This window comes from Rhizobium sp. TH2 (assembly GCF_024707525.1).
Classification (GTDB): domain Bacteria; phylum Pseudomonadota; class Alphaproteobacteria; order Rhizobiales; family Rhizobiaceae; genus Rhizobium_E.
In genome coordinates this window covers 646813-663551 of sequence record NZ_CP062231.1, presented here as the reverse complement: position 1 = coordinate 663551, position 16739 = coordinate 646813, and the positions used below count along the sequence as shown (strand labels likewise).

Sequence of the window (16739 nt, the reverse complement as noted above, 5' to 3'; positions counted from 1 at the left end):
TTTCTCGGCGTTTGAGGGAACCCCTCATCCGGCGCTTCGCGCCACCTTCTCCCCAAGGGGAGAAGAGGATGTCTCGATTGTGCATCCGTATTTCACCCGATAGGTTCCGGCAAAACCGGAGCCCGAATCGATCATGCCAGTCGCCGCGCAAGCTTTCGCGCCTTTTGAAGCCTTGACAGTGCAACTGCTGCCCTATGCCGCCGACACCAATGACGGCTCGCACGACCTTGCCCATATCCTGCGCGTCTTCCGCAACGCCCTGCGTATCCGTGCAGGCGAGGGTGGCGACGGAAAGGTGTTGGCCGCGTCCGTTCTCCTGCACGATTGCGTGGCGGTCGAGAAGAATTCGCCTCTGAGAGCCCAGGCATCGAGGCTTGCCGCCGAAAGAGCATCGGTGGTCCTGGAAGGACTTGGCTGGCAGCCGGACCGCATCGCCGCCGTCGCACACGCCATTCTCACCCATTCCTTCTCCGCAAACATTCCGCCAGAAACCGTCGAAGCGAAAATCCTGCAGGATGCCGACCGGCTCGACGCCATCGGCATGGTCGGGGCGGCACGCTGCTTCTATGTCGCCGGCCGACTGAATTCCGGCCTTTATGACCCCGCCGATCCACGCGCCGAACATCGCCCGCTGGACGACAAGGCCTGGTCAATCGATCACTTCCCGGCGAAACTTTTCAAGCTCGCCGATGGTTTCCGGACCGAGACTGGTGCAAAGCTTGCCCGCGAACGCCACGACCGGCTTGTCCAATTCTACGACCTCTTCCTCGAGGAAATCGCATGAAAATCCATTCGCTGCATATCTATCCCGTGAAGAGCGCCCGCGTCATCGACCTCGATGCGGCCGAAGTGGGCGCATGGGGCCTCGCTGGCGACCGCCGCTACATGGTCACCGATCCCCAGGGCAAATTCATCACCCAGCGCGAATTGCAGGCGCTCGCCCAGATAACGGCAGTCGAGAGTTTCGGCGCGCTGCATCTCACCAAGGCGGGCAGCGACGAGCAACTCACTGCAACTTTCGATCCCGAGCGCCGTATCGATGCCGAGGTCTGGGGCAGCCATGTCACAGCTGCACTTGCCGAAGATGGCGTGAACAATAGGCTGAGCGACTGGCTCGGTCAGCCGGTACGGCTGGTCCATGCCGATGAGATCACCCGGCGCCAGTGCAGCCCGGATTGGGCGGGCGAAGGCGTCGAGACAGGTTTTGCCGATGGCTATCCGGTCCTGATCACCACGACGAGCTCGCTACGTCTGCTCAACGAAGCGACCGTGGAAGAGGGCGGCGAGACCTTCGGCATGAACCGCTTCCGCCCCAACATCGTCATCGATGACGAAACCCCATTCGCCGATGATTTCTGGGCCTCGCTCGACATCGCGGGCATCCGCTTCGATCTCGTCAAACCCTGCGCCCGCTGCATCATGACCACGCAGGACCAACTGACCGGCGAGCGCGGCGGCCCCGACCCGATGCCGGCCATGCGCAAGCTCCGCATGTCTCTGGACCGGCGCGTGCCGGGCGTTCTCTTCGGCTGGAACGCCGTGCCGCGCAGCACCGGATCGCTCAAGATCGGCGATCCGGTCTCGGTCATCGCGGAACGCCCCGACGGCTGGCCGGTCAGGCTGCGATAGCAACCGTGCGCAGCACCGCGTCGATCTCGTCCGCCACCGCCATCGGCAGCGGACCCTTGTCGAGCGCGCCGGCATTTTCCTCGACCTGCGCCACCGTGCGGAAGCCCGGGATCGGCAGCGTGCGATCCGATTTCGCCCATAGCCAGGCGAGCGCCCCTTGCGATAGCGTGCGGCCATCCGTGCGCAGCAGCTCCCGGACCGCATCGAGCATGCGGGCGAATTCCGGCGCCACGCGACCGTCCTTGAAATAGATCATCCAGTCGAGCGCCGCGCCGCGCACGTCCTTCTCGCCGATCGTCTTGTCCGCGCTGAACTTGCCGCTCAGCAGTCCCATCGCCAGCGGCCCGCGATCGATCGAGATCAGCCCATGCTTCTCGATCACGCCGAGCAGTTCCGCTGCCGGGGACAGCACGTTCATATTGTGCTGGATCGCCACGAAGCCCTCGCACCGCGCGTGCCGCTCCGCACGATCGGGATAATCCGTGCTCCAGCCGAAAGCGTCGATCTTGCCCTCGCCACGCAGCTTCTCCAGCACATCGAATACGGCATCGGATTGCTCCGGATCGAAATCGTTGAGATGGAATTGCAACAGATCAAGCCGTTCACGTTTCAGCCGCCTGAGAGACGTCTCCACGGAAGCCCGGATGAATGCTTCATCGGCGAATGCCCCGGTCGCCTGCTTCGTCGCGGGATCGGTCGCGAAGCCGAACTTGGTCGCGATCACCACATCGTCGCGGCCTTCGAGCGCCTTGCCCAGCACCTCTTCGGAATGGCCGGCGCCATAATTCGACGCCGTGTCGAAGAAACGGATGCCGAGATCGAGTGCCCGCTGCACCGCCGCGATCGACTCATTGTCATCCACCTCGCCCCAGCCGAGCGGCACATCGCCCGCGTAGAACGGCCCGCCAATCGCCCAGCAACCCATGCCGAGCCGCGGTATCGTCCTGCCGTTCCAGAGCGTGATCATGGTTTTGTCGCTGTTCATCGGATTGTTCTCCAGTTTTGCCGTATGGCAAACTATTCGGCAGGCATGGGCCGACATAGCACAAATTCCGCACCTCATTTTTCATGGATGAAAACCGCAAGCTCCCGATCCATCAATGAAACTGAATTCGGAGATCAGAAAAACTCGCTTTTCCAAATCGGTTTCCGGGCATATACCCGGATTACGCACTGGAGAATCTTATGAATACCGTGACCCGTTCCCAAGCCATGCCGTGGGTGCTCATCATCTGCGGCTCCCTGATCGCCATGATCACCTTCGGGCCGCGCTCGGCGATGGGCTTCTTCGCGCATCCGCTGCTGCAGGACCCCAATCTGGCGGCGACGCACTGGACACGCGAGACCTTCGGCCTGACGCTTGCAATCCAGAACCTGTTCTGGGGCCTCGGCCAGCCTTTCTTCGGCGCGATGGGCGACAAATACGGCACGGCCAAAGTGCTGATGGCATCGGCCGCGCTTTATGCCGCCGGCCTGCTTCTGATGGCCTACCCGCTGATCGCGTCGAACCCCGAGAACGCGTTGTTCCTGCATCTCGGCGGCGGCGTGCTCTGCGGCCTCGGCGTGGCGGCGGGTTCGTTCAGCGTCATCCTCTCGTCCTTCGCCCGCAATGTCACGCCCGCCCAGCGTTCGATGGCCTTCGGCATCGCCACGGCGGCGGGCTCGGCCGGCATGATGGTCTTCGCGCCGCTGACGGTGGGCCTGATCGCATCCGTCGGCTGGCAGGGCGCTCTGATCTTCATGGCGGGCCTGATGGCTCTGATCCCCTTCCTCGCCATTGCGCTGCGCGGCAATTCCTCGTCCGGCACGCAGAGCGCAGTTCAGTTCCAGCAGACGGCCGGTGAAGCGATGCGTGAGGCGTTTGCCCACAAATCCTATCTGCTGCTGACCTCGGGCTTCTTTGTCTGCGGCTTCCAGGTCGCCTTCATCACCGCGCATTTCCCGGCCTACCTGCTCGATATCGGCATCCCTGCCTGGGTCGGCGGCGTCGCCATGCTGCTGATCGGCGGCTTCAACATCATCGGTTCGCTTGCTGCCGGTTACATCGGCCAGCGCTATTCGAAACCCTGGTTCCTGGCGCTGATCTATATCGGCCGCTCGATCGCGGTCACGCTGTTCCTGCTGCTGCCGATCACGCCCGCCTCGGTCATCATCTTCGCCGCCGTCATGGGCCTGCTCTGGCTCTCGACAGTGCCACCCACGAATGGCCTCGTCGCCATCATGTTCGGCACCCGCCATCTCGGCCTGCTTGGCGGCATCGTATTCCTGTCGCACCAGATCGGCTCATTCCTCGGCGTCTGGCTGGGCGGTTATCTGTTCGTGCATTTCGGCACCTACGATCCGGTCTGGTGGATCGGCGTGGCACTCGGCATCTTCGCCGCGATCGTCCATATCCCGATCAAGGAAGCGATCGTGCCGGGACGGCCGGCGATGATGCCGGCGGAGTGACTTAGCCGGAAAGGCGCAACGGCTGGGCCGCAAGTCCGACGTGAAGCTCGTGCCTGCCGTCAGGCAGGCCGGGCAGGTAGCCGAAATCGAGCTTGAGGTCGGTGGCCTTGAGGCCGGCCATCCTTGCATGGCCGAGCAGTTCGCCGAATCCATCGGCAATGCCTGCGAGCGGGCCGTCATGGATCAGTCTCAGATACCGCCCGGCGGGCAGGGCGATCTTTATCATTCCTTCGGGCACGTCGGTCCTGCGGGCCGCGAGATAGCCGACCAGTTCGCGGTAGACGCCGTTTTCGACCGAGAGCGAAGCCTCGAGAAATGCCTGTGCGCCAGTTTCCGCCTCGAAGAGGCGGCGCCAGGCAGCCGGCACCTCTCGCGACAGTTCCTGCCATGGGCATTCGACAAGGATGCCGATCAGCACGAGTTCCGGCAGTTCAATCGTCTCGATCATATATCGGCCCCGACTTCTTGTGTGATGCTCAGCGGGCACATCTAAGCGAGGCGTTTTGTCATCGCAAGCCGCGAGCGAACCAAACCCTTCCCCTGTCACCTCCGGCACAGCCGAGCCTCGGGCCCCATGCCACGATCATTCCGCTTGCCGCTCCACATTCAATCCATTAGAGCAAACCCACGAATTTCCTGACACATTCCGGACTGATATCCATGAACGACAAGGCCAAGAAACCCCAAAAACTCAAGGCGCGCCTGCCGCGCGGATTTGTCGATCGCGAAGCTCATGATATCCGCGCCGTCAACGAGATGACCGCGAAGATCCGCGAAGTCTACGAGCGCTACGGTTTCGATCCGGTCGAGACGCCGCTTTTCGAATATACCGACGCGCTCGGCAAATTCCTGCCCGATGCCGACCGCCCCAACGAGGGCGTCTTCTCGCTGCAGGATGACGATGACCAGTGGATGAGCCTGCGCTACGACCTCACCGCGCCGCTCGCCCGCCATGTCGCGGAAAATTTCCAAGAGATTTCATTGCCCTACCGCACTTATCGCGCCGGCTATGTCTTCCGCAACGAAAAGCCCGGCCCCGGCCGCTTCCGCCAGTTCATGCAGTTCGACGCCGACACGGTGGGCGCCGCCGGCGTCCAGGCCGATGCCGAAATGTGCATGATGATGGCCGATACTATGGAGCAACTAGGCATCGAGCGCGGTGACTATGTGATCCGGGTGAATAACCGTAAGGTTCTCGACGGCGTGCTCGAAGCCGTTGGCCTTGGCGGTGACGAGAATGCCGGGCGTCGTCTCGGAGCGTTGCGTGCTATCGACAAACTCGACAAGTTTGGTGAAGAGGGCGTGCGCTTGCTGCTCGGGCCAGGCCGCAAGGACGAGTCCGGCGATTTCACTAAGGGTGCGGGTCTGAGCGACGAGCAAATCGATCTCGTAACCTCTGTAACGCGTGGTATTCTTCATGGCGAGCCGGTATCCCAGGCTGATGCGGGTCGTGACCTCTCCGACATGAAGCGGTGGACCTCAAACGGCGTTGAGAAATATCGTGACAATCGGCTGACAATTGAAGCCATGCTCGGAGCCGTGGGGCACAACGAGACAGCGCGGAAAGGTCTCGAAGAACTTTCTCAAATCAGCGAACTTTCCGAGGCTGGTGGGTATGGTTCTAAGCGGATACTCATCGACCCCTCCGTCGTTCGCGGCCTCGAATACTACACCGGCCCGGTCTACGAAGCCGAACTCACCTTCGACGTCACCAACGAAAAAGGCGAAAAGGTCGTCTTCGGTTCGGTCGGTGGCGGTGGGCGTTATGATGGCCTCGTCTCCCGCTTTATGGGCCAGCCGGTCCCGGCCACGGGCTTTTCCATCGGCGTCTCGCGCCTGATGACGGCGCTGAAGAACCTCGGCAAGCTCGGCGCCGATGACGTCATCGCCCCGGTCGTCGTCTGCGTCATGGACCGCGACACCGAAAGCCTCGGCCGCTACCAGAAATTCGTCCAGGACCTCCGCCACGCCGGCATCCGCGCCGAGATGTACCAGGGCAACAAGAAGAATTTTGGCGACCAGCTGAAATACGCCGACCGCCGCGGCTCGCCGCTGGCTATTATTCAGGGCGGCGATGAGCGCGCGCAAGGTGTCATCCAGATCAAGGACCTGATCGAGGGCAAGCGCCTGTCCGGCGAAATCACCGACAATGCCGAATGGCGCGAGGCGCGGGTGGCGCAGGTGTCGGTGCCGGAAGGCAATCTGGTCGACAAGGTCCGTGAGATGCTGGCCGCGCAGGCCGAGGACAGGAAGCGATCGGGCTGATGCTGGCGGTTGGTTTGCAAATTGGGGTTCACCCCTCACCAACTTCGGTCAAGGGCTCGCTGAGCTCGCCCGGCCTTCGTATCCTCTCCCACAAGGGGAGAGGTAAGAATGCCGCGCCGCCTTATCACGAACTCGACGTTACTGTTCTGAGAGACGATGCCGCGAGTCTACCTCTCCCCTTGTGGGAGAGGATACGCAGGCCGCGAGAGGCGAAGCCGATCGCATGGCCGAAGTTGGTGAGGGGTGAGTCCACGCTCGCAAAACTGATGACGCGTAAATCAGGGCTCACCCCATGCCCCTGATCAACCTCCCCATCTTCGCCCCTGACCTCCTCGCCCTCTTCGAAACCCTGAAGACCGAGCGCGTCGATACGCCCGTCATCCAGCCTGCCGCCCCCTTCCTCAACATGGCGGGCGAGGACCTGCGCCGCCGCATCTTCATGACCGAGAGCGAGACCGGCGAGAGCCTGTGCCTCCGTCCCGAATTCACCATCCCCGTCTGCCTGCGCCACATCGAGACCGCCACCGGCACGCCGAAGCGCTATGCCTATCTCGGCGAGGTCTTCCGCCAGCATCGCGAGGGCGCCAACGAATTCTATCAGGCCGGCATCGAGGACCTTGGTACCAGGGATGTCGCGAGCGCCGATGCGCGCGCCATTTCGGATGCGCTCGCGATCCTCAAATCCCTGCTGCCGGGCCGGGCGCTCACCGTCACTATCGGCGATCAGTCGGTGTTCGAGGCGGTGGTCGCGGCCCTCGGCCTTCCCCAAGGCTGGCAGCGCCGGCTGATCCATGCCTTCGGCGAGGCTTCCAAGCTCGATGCCTTGATGGAGCGGCTTGCCCGTTCCGAAAGCGTCACCGATCTCGGCGAGACGGTTGAGGACCTGCTCGCGTCAGGTGACGAAACCGCACTCGTCGCCCATATCGACGGCATCATGGAAGCCACCGGCTATTCCACCAATGCCAGCCGCTCGCCATCGGATATCGCCAGACGACTGAAAGAGAAGCGGGTGCTGGCCGGCACCTCGCTCGATGCCGCCAAGCTCGACGCGCTGCGCGAATTCCTGTCGCTGAGCGTCAGCCTCAAATACGCGCCCGGCGTGCTCGGCACCTTCGCGGATCGCGCCGGCCTGAAGCTCGACGATGCCGTGAGCCGCTTCGATGCCCGCGTTGCGGCGCTCGCCAACACAGGCGTCGATCTCTCCAGCATCACCTGGCGCGCCGCCTTCGGCCGGCCGCTGGATTATTACACCGGCCTCGTCTTCGAGGTCACCGTCCGCGAGGATCACCGCGTGCTCGCCGGCGGCGGCCGCTTCGATCGTATGCTGACGCTGCTCGGCGCCGAGGAGAATATCCCGGCGGTCGGCTTCTCGCTCTGGCTCGACCGCATCGAAACGATGAGGGCGCAGGCATGATTACGATCGCACTCCCCTCCAAGGGCCGCATGAAGGAAGACGCGTCCGCGATCTTCGAACGCGCCGGCATGAAGATCGTGGCCGTTGGCAACGACCGCTCCTATCGCGGCCGCGTCGAAGGCATGGATGATGTCGAGATCGCCTTCCTCTCGGCCTCCGAGATCGCCCGCGAAATCGGCCTCGGCTCGGTCGATTTCGGTGTCACCGGCGAAGACCTCGTCCGCGAGGACTTGGCCGAAGCCGATCGCAAGGCCGATTTCTGCGTCCGCCTCGGATTCGGCCATGCCGATGTCGTGGTCGCCGTGCCGGATATCTGGCTCGACGTCGATACCATGGCCGATCTCGGCGATGTCGCCGCCGATTTCCGCTCCCGCCACGGCCGCCGCCTCGCCATCGCCACCAAATACTGGCGCCTGACGCAACAGTTCTTCTCCTCCAAGCACGGCATCCAGCTCTACCGCATCGTCGAAAGCCTGGGCGCCACCGAAGGCGCCCCCGCCGCCGGCCAGGCGGACATTATCGTCGACATCACCTCGACCGGCTCGACGCTCAAGGCCAACCATCTCAAAATCCTGTCGGATGGCGTAATCCTGAAATCCGAAGCCTGCCTCGTCCGCGCCAGGAAGCCCGAGCATGATGGCAACACGCGGATCGCGGAGATTGTGGCGGCGGTGAAAGCGGCGGTTTAGGCCATTTCCTGCCGGCCGAAATTTACCGAAAAATAACCATATCGGCCGACACTGAGGTCAACGCGAATGACCGCGGATATCCTTTCCATACGGCGCATCAGGCGGCGGGAGGTTGGAGCGGAATGCCCGCCATCGGTCAGCTTCGCACCATTGTCTCCTGCCTAGATGTGCGTCGTATGAGAATATAGACGTATTGTACGATTCGGCCTTGAACCGGATCGGAGGCGGAGATTGACAGGCCCATGAAAGCGCAGCTGAAGCCGAGAATCAACATGGAAGGGCGCACCGCGCTCGAGACCGTGATCCCGATCGAGACCCCGTTTATCGTGTTCATCGATCCGGCCAGTTCCTGCAATTTCAAATGCACCTTCTGCCCCACCGGCCACCGCAGCCTGATCGCCGAGACCGGCCGTTACCAGGGCGCAATGAAATACGAGACCTTCACCAAGGCGATCGACGACCTCGCCGAATTCGGCAAGCCGATCAAGGTTCTGCGTCTGTACAAGGATGGCGAGCCCTTCCTCAACAAGCGCCTCGCCGACATGATCCGCTATGCCAAGCAGAGCGGCTATGTCGATTACATCGACACCACGACGAACGGCACCTTCCTGACGCCCGAGCGGCTGGCGCCGGTCATCGCGGCAGGGCTCGACAAGATCAATATCTCCGTCGACGGCATGTCGAAGGAGACGTATCAGGAATTCACCGGCTTCAATTTCGATTTCCCGAAATTCATCGAAGGCGTGAAGTGGCTCTACGCCAACAAGGGCGACATGGAAGTGTCGATCAAGGTCCCGGGCGAACTGATCACCGAAGCCCAGCGCCAGGAATTCTTCGACACGTTCGGCGATTACTGCGACCGCATCTTCATCGAGAATTTTGCCCCGTGCTGGCCGGAATTCAACGTCGAGGAACGCTCGGGCATCAAGATCGGCGAAAAGGGCATCTACCAGCAGGAGCTCAAGCCGACCGACACCTGCCCGTACATCTTCTACGCCATGAGCGTGAATGCCGACGGCCTCGTGTCGTCCTGCTTCCTCGACTGGGGCCGCAAGCTGATCATCGGCGATGTGCGCACGGAATCGCTCAAGCAGATCTGGAATTCCGACAAGATGAACGCGCTGCGCCTCCAGCATCTCGAAGGCCGCCGCTGCGAGAACAAGGTCTGCGGTTCCTGCGGCCAGCTCACCCACTGCCTGCCCGACAATATCGACGAGCACCGGCCGATGCTGCTGGAAAAATTCCGCTCGATGGTCAAGATCAACCCTGATGTCATGGCGCCCGGCGGCCTGAAGGAACGTCCGCTGATCGCCGCTGAATAATGCACATCCTGCATGTGACCGCCCATCTCGGCGGCGGGGTCGGCAAGGCCCACGCCTCGATGGCGGCGGCCATGCCTTTTCCGGCACGGCAGAGCTTTCTGTTGCTCGAAGAGCCGCGCGACCCGCGCTATGCCGATGAGATAGAGCGGCTTGGGCGGCGTGTGAATGTCGCGGCGAGCCTTGAGGATGTGGCACGTCATGCGGCGAAGGCCGACATCGTCCAGTTCGAATTCTGGAACCATCCGAAGCTTTTCGAGTGTCTGGCAAGGACCAATTTTCCCAAGATGCGGACCGTGATGTGGTCGCATATATCAGGGCTTTTCCGTCCGGTGATCCGGCCGGAATTCTTCACCGAGGCGGATCGCTTCGTTTTCACCAGCCCGGCCTCGCTGGAAATTCCTTATGTGCAGGCGATGCCGGGGGAAGGCCGACAGCAGCTGGCGGTGATTGGCAGTGCGTTTGGGTTTGAGAGCGGCGCATCCCCCTCTGCCCTGCCGGGCATCTCCCCCTCAAAGGGGGAGATTGGATGGAGCGCTGCCGGCATCCCCATCACTTCCGTCGAATTCCCAGCACGCGACGCTCTAGTGGGACGAGGGCCGAGCCACTTGCCAATCTCCCCCCTTGAGGGGGAGATGTCCGGCAGGACAGAGGGGGGTAACCCCGCGCACGATAGTCCCATCTGCTATCTCGGCACCGTCGATTTCATCAAGATGAATCCGGGATTCTTCGAGGCGATCGACAACCTTCGAACCGACGTCACCGTCGCCATCTGGGGCAGCGCCGAACCCTCTGGAGAAGTCTCCGCCAAGGCGGCCGCCATGCGTCATCCCGACCGCATACGCTTCATGGGCCAGACCTCCGATCCGCGAACCGCGCTCTCACAATCCAGCATCTTCTTCTATCCGCTGCAGCTAGATCATTACGGCACCGCGGAGAACGCGCTGATCGAGGCCATGTCGCTCGGGCTCGTGCCCGTCGTGCTTGCCAATCCGGCGGAATGCGCGATCGTCCGGCAGGGGCAGACCGGGTTCATCGCAAGCTCGATTGCGGAATGCACCGAGATCCTCGAAATGCTGCTGGCAAATCCCGATCGTGTCGCGGAAGCCGGGGCCAATGCGCGGGAGGTTGCCGCGAGCGCCTTCGTGCCGGAACGCTCGGCGCGGCAGTTCGTCGATCTCTGGTCGTCGCTGATGCGGCAGGAGAAGCGTCGGCACGATTTTGCCCGCATCACCGGTGCCACGCCGCGCGACTGGTTCGAGGCGACGCAGTTTCTGCCGGGTGAGGTGAGGAAGATCGTGGCCGGCTCGGACCAGCTGTCCAAGGGCACGCTCGCCCATTTCAAGTCGGCGTTCCCCGATGATCCCAGCTGGGATTAGACCGCCTGGCCGCCGCAGATCAGGCCGATCGGGACCAGGAAATTGCGGATGATGTTGTAGAATTCCTGGGCGTTGCGGGCGCCGGCAATGTGCCGGTCGATCATCAGCAGGTTGCCGTGCAGGCCGCGGCGCTTGTCGAGCGGACGCTCGCCGGCGAATTGCGGCTTGAAGAGCGAGGCATGCGCGCCGCCTTCCCACTTCTGGAGCGCCCGGTAGTACGCGTTACATTTGTCGTTGAAGGCCCGCGGATCGGTCTCGAACATGCAGTCGAAGATCGTCGCGCGGATGAAATTTTCCTGGCTACCCGTCCACAGCGCGCCCATTTCGGCGAAGACCGAAAACTGGATTTCGGCGATGCCGGCGGTCAGGCCGAGGCCGGCATGGAACGGGAAATCCGAGCGGATCAGCGGCTGGGCCGGCGTCTCGAACGGCTTGGTGTTGAGCACCGAAAGCGGCCGCGAGCAGAAGGCGAATTTCTCGCCCATCAGCACGGTGCGCGCCGCCCATTCCCATTGCGCCAGCCCATGCTCGCGGTCGGCGGCGCGAATCGAGCCGGCGATCGTTTCGGCCAGCTCCCGCGAGATGATGGCATGGAACAGGCCGAATGGCATTTTCGGCACATTGGTCGAACCTTCCCAGAGATAGAAGGCCTTGAGCATCTCGGTCTTGTTGAGTTCGGCGATGTCGTACTTGGTCGGGATCGCCACGGAAGACGCCTTGCCGGGCTCGGCGGTCGGGTTGATCTGCAGCGCGTTCCAGCCGATCGAATCGACAGAGCCGAGCTTGCCCTTGACGAATTCGGCGACAGTGAGCGCCTCCGGCTCGAAGATATCATCGGGACGAACGACCGACAGCCAATCGCTCTTCGCGGCATCGATGCCGTGGCTCCAGAGCGAGAGTGGCGACAGCGCCGCTGTTGGCGGAATGGCGATGCGGACACGTGGGTCGATGCTGGCGAGCGAGGCGAGATCTTCGCGAGTGGCGATCTCCACTGATGCCGGTACGACGATGATTTCAAGGTCGATGCCGGGCTTTGTGGCCAGCGCCTTGACGAGCGTCTCGGGCCGCTTCTCGTGGGCTTCGATCGGGACGATGAGGCTCAGGCCTGCCATGGGTCAGCACTCCGGAAAAATGGTTCGGGCAGGCATGCGCGGCACGTCGGGATCGGGATGGCGGCCCTTTCCGTGACGTGCCCGGGCGGGGAAAATGCCCGTCCGCATGCAACTGCCCATGTCCAAGTTCTAGGCGCTCTATCTTGAGCGAGGCTTTGCCGATCTACAGAAAGTTGATTGGGCCACTCAAAAGGCGATTTCGGCATCGAGCGGGCCAAATGGTTTGACACCGGATAACAGCGCGCGGGCTTCTTCCACGTCGTGGTTCATCTGCTCGACAAGCGGGCCGAGCCCGTCGAATTTCAACTCCGGCCGAAGGAAACCGAAGAAGCTGACCGAACAGGTCTGGCCGTAGAGATCGCCGGCGAAATCGAAGAGCATCGTCTCGAGCAGTGCAGCGCCATCCTCGGTTACGGTCGGGCGATGGCCGAAATTGGCGACACCGTCATGGATCGTGCCATCGGCGCGGCGGAAGCGTACGGCATAGATGCCAGGCTTGAGCCGCACTTCCGGTGGCAGCGCCATGTTGGCGGTGGGAAAGCCAAGCGTGCGACCGAGCTTCTTGCCGTGGATCACCTCGGCCTCGATCGTGTAGCGATAGCCGAGCAGGCCGGCGGCCTGGACGACGTCGCCGTCGGCGATCAGGTCGCGGATCAGGCTTGAGGAGATGACATGGGCGCCTTCGTCGCGAAAGGCGTCGATCAGCGTCACGCCGAAGCCGTGCTTGCCGCCCGAGGCGAGCAGGAAGGCAGGCCCACCTTCGCGGTTCTTGCCGAAATGGAAATCGAAACCGGTCACGATGTCGCTCGCGCCGATCCAGTCGATCAGGATCGACTGGATGAATTCCTCGGGCGAACGCGAGGAAAAGGAGCGGTCGAAGGGATATTCGAGCACGGCGTTGAACCCGAGCAATTCCAGGAGCTTCGCTTTGAGCGGCGCCGGCGTCAGGCGGAACACCGGCTCGTCGGGCCGGAAGACGGTGCGCGGATGCGGCTCGAAGGTGAGTACGAGGGAGGGGATGTTGCGGTCGGCGGCGATTTCCAGCGCCCTGCTCAGCACGCCCTGATGGCCGCGATGCACGCCGTCGAAATTGCCGATCGCGATCACGCCGCCCTTGAGGGAGGCCGGCAATTCACCCCGCTTTTCGTTCCGGTGGAAGACGGTCACGGCGCGCGTTCCTTACTTCAGCCGGGGCATCCACCAGCGCGGTTCCGCCTGGTGGCTGGCGAGAAAATCGACGAGTGCCGCCTCGTCCGTGGTCTCGCCGGTCATGTAGTCCCGGGCATGGATGCCGGCCGAGATGTAGAGCAGGTCGAGCCCCTGGGACAGGGCGCCGCGCACATCGGTCGGCATGCCATCGCCAACGGCGAGCACGCGGTCGATATCGACCATTTCGCGCAGTTCCATCGCGTCGCGCATGGCCGCTTCATAGATCGGCTGGTGCGGCTTGCCGGCAATGCGGGTCTCGCCGCCCAAGGTCTCATAGAAGGCGGCGATGGCGCCGGCGCAGGGGATCAGCCGCTCGCCGCGCTCGACGATGAGATCGGGATTGGCGCAGATCATCGGAAGGTTACGCTCGGCCAGGCGCATCAGCAGGTCGCGATAATCCTCGGGCGTCTCGTTCTCGTCGTCGTAGAAACCGGTGCAGACGACGATGTCGGCGTCCTTCTCCTTGGCCGGGAAAGCATCGGTACCATCGAGCAGATTGAGATCGCGGTCGGGGCCGAGGAAGAAGACGTTCGGCGGGCCCTGCTTGATCAGCAGGCGTGTGACATCGCCCGAGGTGACGATGCGATCATAGGCCTCGCGCGGCACGCCGATACCATCGAGCTGGATCGCGACGCTGTCATTGGGTCTGGGCGAATTGGTGATCAGCACGACACTTGCGCCCGCTTCGCGCGCCGAAGCAAGCGCCTGCGAGGCATCGGCGAAGGCATCGACGCCATTGTGCAGCACGCCCCACACGTCGCAGAGGATCACATCGTAGTGCGATGTGACGTCGTTCAGGGACTGGATGCGGTCTGCCATGAAATGCTCCGATGCGGTGGACGCGAAGTGCCAGTAGCGAATAGCCAATCGGGGATGGGCAAGGCAAGCGGGAAGTGAAAATAGGCGATACGAAAGCGGCCGTTAGCGCAGTTGACACCCCCTCTGCCCTGCCGGGCATCTCTCCCTCAGGTGGGGAGATTGGAAGGGGCACGCTCTCGGCTTCAATTGACCGTCCGTTGCTCAGCACTCGACCTTCGATATTTGCGAGGTTGGCGCCACCTGCCAATCTCCCCACAAGAGGGGGAGATGCCCGGCAGGGCAGAGGGGGGCGAACTTGCTCCGGCGTTTGCGATTTCATCTCCATCTTCCCTCAAAACACATCTCCGCATTCACGCCGGCGTTTCCGCCCCGTGGCTTGACCATGCACCTCCCCGATCCCTTTGCGTTTCGCATGAAGGATCGGCCGGGGCACGTCTCCGTGCCAGGGTAATAGGCCGCCTCGCGGCAGCCGGTTAAGACACGTTGCCGTGCCCCGTCAAACGGTGTCTCCATCCCCGAACTCGCCAGCACTGCCCCCGTTGTCCCGCAGCCTTTGAGGACCTTGGGAAACGATCATGTGTGCGCTACAGCGCACGTCCGGGGCGAAACTCAGTCTCTCGACTGCCGTCCCCAGAGGACTGGCCCTTCTCGCGGACGCCCCGCATGGAGACTTACGTCGCTTCTCCATGCCGGTCACCGGTCCCGCCTCGCCCTGACGCCTCAGGGTGTAGCCGATACGGAACGGCAGGGAGTATGGCATGGAGTTGGGGAATATGGAAGGATTATTTTCCTAATATTATACTTTGCGTACCCACTTGATAAGAATTGGGGCGTCATGTCATATTCAGGCATGGCCATAGCTGACCCCGTCAATTTAGTTATTACCCTCTGCTCCCACGAGACGGAAACCGAATGGTTCGAGTTCAAGCGAGGTAATTTTGATGCACAGGAATTTGGCGAGTATGTATCGGCTTTAGCTAACTCCGCCATGTTGCTGGGTAAGCGGCACGCATTCTTGGTCTACGGTGTAGACGACAGAACTCACGAAATAGTTGGCACCAGCGTTAGCCTGAAAGCAGAAAAGAAAAACGGCGAGGATTTTGCGATTTGGCTAAACCAACGGCTTAATCCGAAAATCAACGTTACGATTGAAACCACCTACATCGATGGCAAGCGAGTTGAAATCGCCAGCATTGAGCCGACCTACGACCGACCTGTGAAGTTTCTGAACGTCGCGTACATAAGGATTGGGCAAAACAAAACTAACCTTGATAACGCTCCTGCAAAAGAACGAACCCTTTGGGCGCTAACAAATCAGCATGCCTTTGAGAAGGCTCTAGCAGCGACGCACGTAGGAGAGGCGGACCTGACAGACAAATTTCACTGCAAGGAATTTGCCGATATTTTCTACCCAACCGTGATGTCACAAAAAAATTTGGTCGAGAATCTTCTAGGCGACGGTTTGATTATTGATGACTTGCAGGGTGGCTATGACGTTACCAATCTGTTCGCCCTGCTGGCAGCAAAAAATCTCGGGGATTTTGCGAGCGTCGCTAATAAATCACCGAGAGTTATTGTTTACAAAGGACGAGAGAAAACGACTGCGACCAGCGACACTACGGGGAAGACAGGTTACGCAATCACCTTCCCGAAGATCCTCAGCTTCGTAATGGGAAAAGTTCTGGGTAAGGAAATATTTGTTACTGGTGTAAGGAAGCGAGAAACGCTCTATCCGGAAATCGCGGTTCGCGAGTTTATTGCCAATGCGCTTATCCACCAAGATTTATTGGCGACCGGCTCGCGGCCAACGATTGAAATCTTTTCTGACAGAATGGTCATCCATAACCTGGGCAAGCCATTTGCAGACCCAGAACGGATAATAGACGCTCCTCCACGGTCTAGAAATGAGACGCTCGCAGCCTTTATGAGGCGCGCTGGACACGCGGAAGAACGCGGTAGCGGCTACACGCGCGCTCTAATGGCCATAGAGACGGCGAACCAAGCGCCGCCACTGTTTCAAATTATTGATGAGTCCTACGTCGTGACACTCTTCAGGACTACGGATTTCGCAGTGATGTCAAAGGATGACCGAATAAGAGCCTGTTACCAGCACGCCGTCCTCAAAAAATTGAGAAACGACCCGATGAATAACACCAGTCTCCGTAGAAGACTTGGCCTTAAGGACACGCAAGCGTCGCAAATATCGAACGTCATCCGAGATGCCCAAGACACTGGGTTGATAAAGCCTCTTGATAAGGATCAGGGATATCGCGTTGCTAGATATCTACCGTGGTGGGCGTAGTTTATTTGTTGAGTTCGCCTCGTTTTTGAGAAAGCTGTGCAGATTCAACGGGATATTATTTTTTTGGTTGACTCCTTGAAAGAATCGGCTTGACCGCTCTTTCGAAGGCCTGTCCGCTTTCATCTGCCTCAAGTTCCCGAGCGGCCTTTATAAA

At 61.3% G+C, this 16739-nt stretch carries 14 protein-coding genes; 9 read left to right on the top strand and 5 right to left on the bottom strand.

All coding sequences use genetic code 11. From position 1 onward, the window contains the following. Positions 1-133: 133 nt before the first annotated feature. On the top strand, positions 134-784 hold the full coding sequence (locus IHQ71_RS03390; protein ID WP_258160516.1) for an HD domain-containing protein: 651 nt from the start codon (positions 134-136) through the stop codon (positions 782-784). Then, positions 781-1629 (top strand): MOSC domain-containing protein, encoded by an 849-nt coding sequence (locus tag IHQ71_RS03385; RefSeq protein WP_258160514.1) that lies wholly within the window; start codon positions 781-783, stop codon positions 1627-1629. Before IHQ71_RS03390 ends, IHQ71_RS03385 begins: the two co-directional genes overlap by 4 nt. On the opposite strand, the gene IHQ71_RS03380 is transcribed toward IHQ71_RS03385, so the two are convergent. Next, complete coding sequence (locus IHQ71_RS03380) at positions 1616-2614, bottom strand: aldo/keto reductase (RefSeq protein ID WP_258160513.1); 999 nt, start codon at positions 2612-2614, stop codon at positions 1616-1618. The genes IHQ71_RS03385 and IHQ71_RS03380 overlap by 14 nt on opposite strands. A gap of 200 nt (positions 2615-2814) precedes the next feature. Here IHQ71_RS03380 and IHQ71_RS03375 point away from each other — a divergent pair, with 200 nt between their 5' ends. Further along, on the top strand, positions 2815-4077 hold the full coding sequence (locus IHQ71_RS03375; RefSeq protein WP_258160512.1) for an MFS transporter: 1263 nt from the start codon (positions 2815-2817) through the stop codon (positions 4075-4077). 1 nt (position 4078) lies between these two features. On the opposite strand, the gene IHQ71_RS03370 is transcribed toward IHQ71_RS03375, so the two are convergent. Next, complete coding sequence (locus IHQ71_RS03370; RefSeq protein ID WP_258160510.1) at positions 4079-4525, bottom strand: GyrI-like domain-containing protein; 447 nt, start codon at positions 4523-4525, stop codon at positions 4079-4081. Positions 4526-4737: 212 nt separating this feature from the next. Here IHQ71_RS03370 and hisS point away from each other — a divergent pair, with 212 nt between their 5' ends. The 5 genes from hisS to IHQ71_RS03345 all read left to right on the top strand — a co-directional run bounded on the left by hisS (position 4738) and on the right by IHQ71_RS03345 (position 11143). Next, entirely contained in the window at positions 4738-6342 is a 1605-nt protein-coding gene (gene hisS, locus IHQ71_RS03365) for a histidine--tRNA ligase (RefSeq protein ID WP_258160508.1), read from the top strand. A gap of 292 nt (positions 6343-6634) precedes the next feature. Next, the gene (locus IHQ71_RS03360; protein ID WP_258160505.1) at positions 6635-7756 is read left to right on the top strand and encodes an ATP phosphoribosyltransferase regulatory subunit; all 1122 of its coding nucleotides are present in this window, start codon (positions 6635-6637) and stop codon (positions 7754-7756) included. Next, positions 7753-8445, top strand: coding sequence for an ATP phosphoribosyltransferase (gene hisG / locus IHQ71_RS03355; protein ID WP_258160503.1), 693 nt, complete (start codon positions 7753-7755; stop codon positions 8443-8445). Before IHQ71_RS03360 ends, hisG begins: the two co-directional genes overlap by 4 nt. Positions 8446-8687: 242 nt before the next feature. Beyond that, positions 8688-9767, top strand: a complete 1080-nt coding sequence (locus IHQ71_RS03350) for a radical SAM protein (RefSeq protein ID WP_258160494.1) — start codon at positions 8688-8690, stop codon at positions 9765-9767. Continuing rightward, the gene (locus IHQ71_RS03345; protein WP_258160490.1) at positions 9767-11143 is read left to right on the top strand and encodes a glycosyltransferase; all 1377 of its coding nucleotides are present in this window, start codon (positions 9767-9769) and stop codon (positions 11141-11143) included. The genes IHQ71_RS03350 and IHQ71_RS03345 overlap by 1 nt, the downstream gene beginning before the upstream one ends. Here the strand turns inward: IHQ71_RS03345 and IHQ71_RS03340 are convergent. From IHQ71_RS03340 to IHQ71_RS03330, 3 genes are all read right to left on the bottom strand, one after another. Continuing rightward, a complete protein-coding gene (locus tag IHQ71_RS03340) occupies positions 11140-12255 on the bottom strand; it encodes a glycosyltransferase (protein ID WP_258160487.1) in 1116 nt (371 codons plus the stop codon). The genes IHQ71_RS03345 and IHQ71_RS03340 overlap by 4 nt on opposite strands. 186 nt (positions 12256-12441) lie before the next feature. Continuing rightward, positions 12442-13422 carry a bifunctional riboflavin kinase/FAD synthetase gene (locus IHQ71_RS03335; RefSeq protein WP_258160484.1) on the bottom strand — a complete coding sequence of 327 codons (981 nt, stop codon included), beginning with the start codon at positions 13420-13422 and terminating at the stop codon, positions 12442-12444. A gap of 12 nt (positions 13423-13434) precedes the next feature. Then, entirely contained in the window at positions 13435-14283 is an 849-nt protein-coding gene (locus IHQ71_RS03330; protein ID WP_258160480.1) for a TIGR01459 family HAD-type hydrolase, read from the bottom strand. Positions 14284-15118: 835 nt separating this feature from the next. Here IHQ71_RS03330 and IHQ71_RS03325 point away from each other — a divergent pair. Further along, positions 15119-16585 carry an RNA-binding domain-containing protein gene (locus tag IHQ71_RS03325; protein ID WP_258160478.1) on the top strand — a complete coding sequence of 489 codons (1467 nt, stop codon included), beginning with the start codon at positions 15119-15121 and terminating at the stop codon, positions 16583-16585. The last annotated feature ends 154 nt before the right edge of the window (positions 16586-16739 follow it).

Bases quoted from the DNA above. Each gene is read 5' to 3' on its own strand.
- IHQ71_RS03345 (WP_258160490.1), top strand. From the start codon at position 9,767: ATGCACATCCTGCATGTGACCGCCCATCTCGGCGGCGGGGTCGGCAAG.
- IHQ71_RS03340 (WP_258160487.1), bottom strand. From the start codon at position 12,255: ATGGCAGGCCTGAGCCTCATCGTCCCGATCGAAGCCCACGAGAAGCGG.
- IHQ71_RS03330 (WP_258160480.1), bottom strand. From the start codon at position 14,283: ATGGCAGACCGCATCCAGTCCCTGAACGACGTCACATCGCACTACGAT.
- IHQ71_RS03375 (WP_258160512.1), top strand. From the start codon at position 2,815: ATGAATACCGTGACCCGTTCCCAAGCCATGCCGTGGGTGCTCATCATC.
- hisG (WP_258160503.1), top strand. From the start codon at position 7,753: ATGATTACGATCGCACTCCCCTCCAAGGGCCGCATGAAGGAAGACGCG.
- IHQ71_RS03325 (WP_258160478.1), top strand. From the start codon at position 15,119: ATGTCATATTCAGGCATGGCCATAGCTGACCCCGTCAATTTAGTTATT.
- IHQ71_RS03390 (WP_258160516.1), top strand. From the start codon at position 134: ATGCCAGTCGCCGCGCAAGCTTTCGCGCCTTTTGAAGCCTTGACAGTG.
- IHQ71_RS03385 (WP_258160514.1), top strand. From the start codon at position 781: ATGAAAATCCATTCGCTGCATATCTATCCCGTGAAGAGCGCCCGCGTC.
- IHQ71_RS03350 (WP_258160494.1), top strand. From the start codon at position 8,688: ATGAAAGCGCAGCTGAAGCCGAGAATCAACATGGAAGGGCGCACCGCG.
- hisS (WP_258160508.1), top strand. From the start codon at position 4,738: ATGAACGACAAGGCCAAGAAACCCCAAAAACTCAAGGCGCGCCTGCCG.
- IHQ71_RS03380 (WP_258160513.1), bottom strand. From the start codon at position 2,614: ATGAACAGCGACAAAACCATGATCACGCTCTGGAACGGCAGGACGATA.
- IHQ71_RS03360 (WP_258160505.1), top strand. From the start codon at position 6,635: ATGCCCCTGATCAACCTCCCCATCTTCGCCCCTGACCTCCTCGCCCTC.
- IHQ71_RS03370 (WP_258160510.1), bottom strand. From the start codon at position 4,525: ATGATCGAGACGATTGAACTGCCGGAACTCGTGCTGATCGGCATCCTT.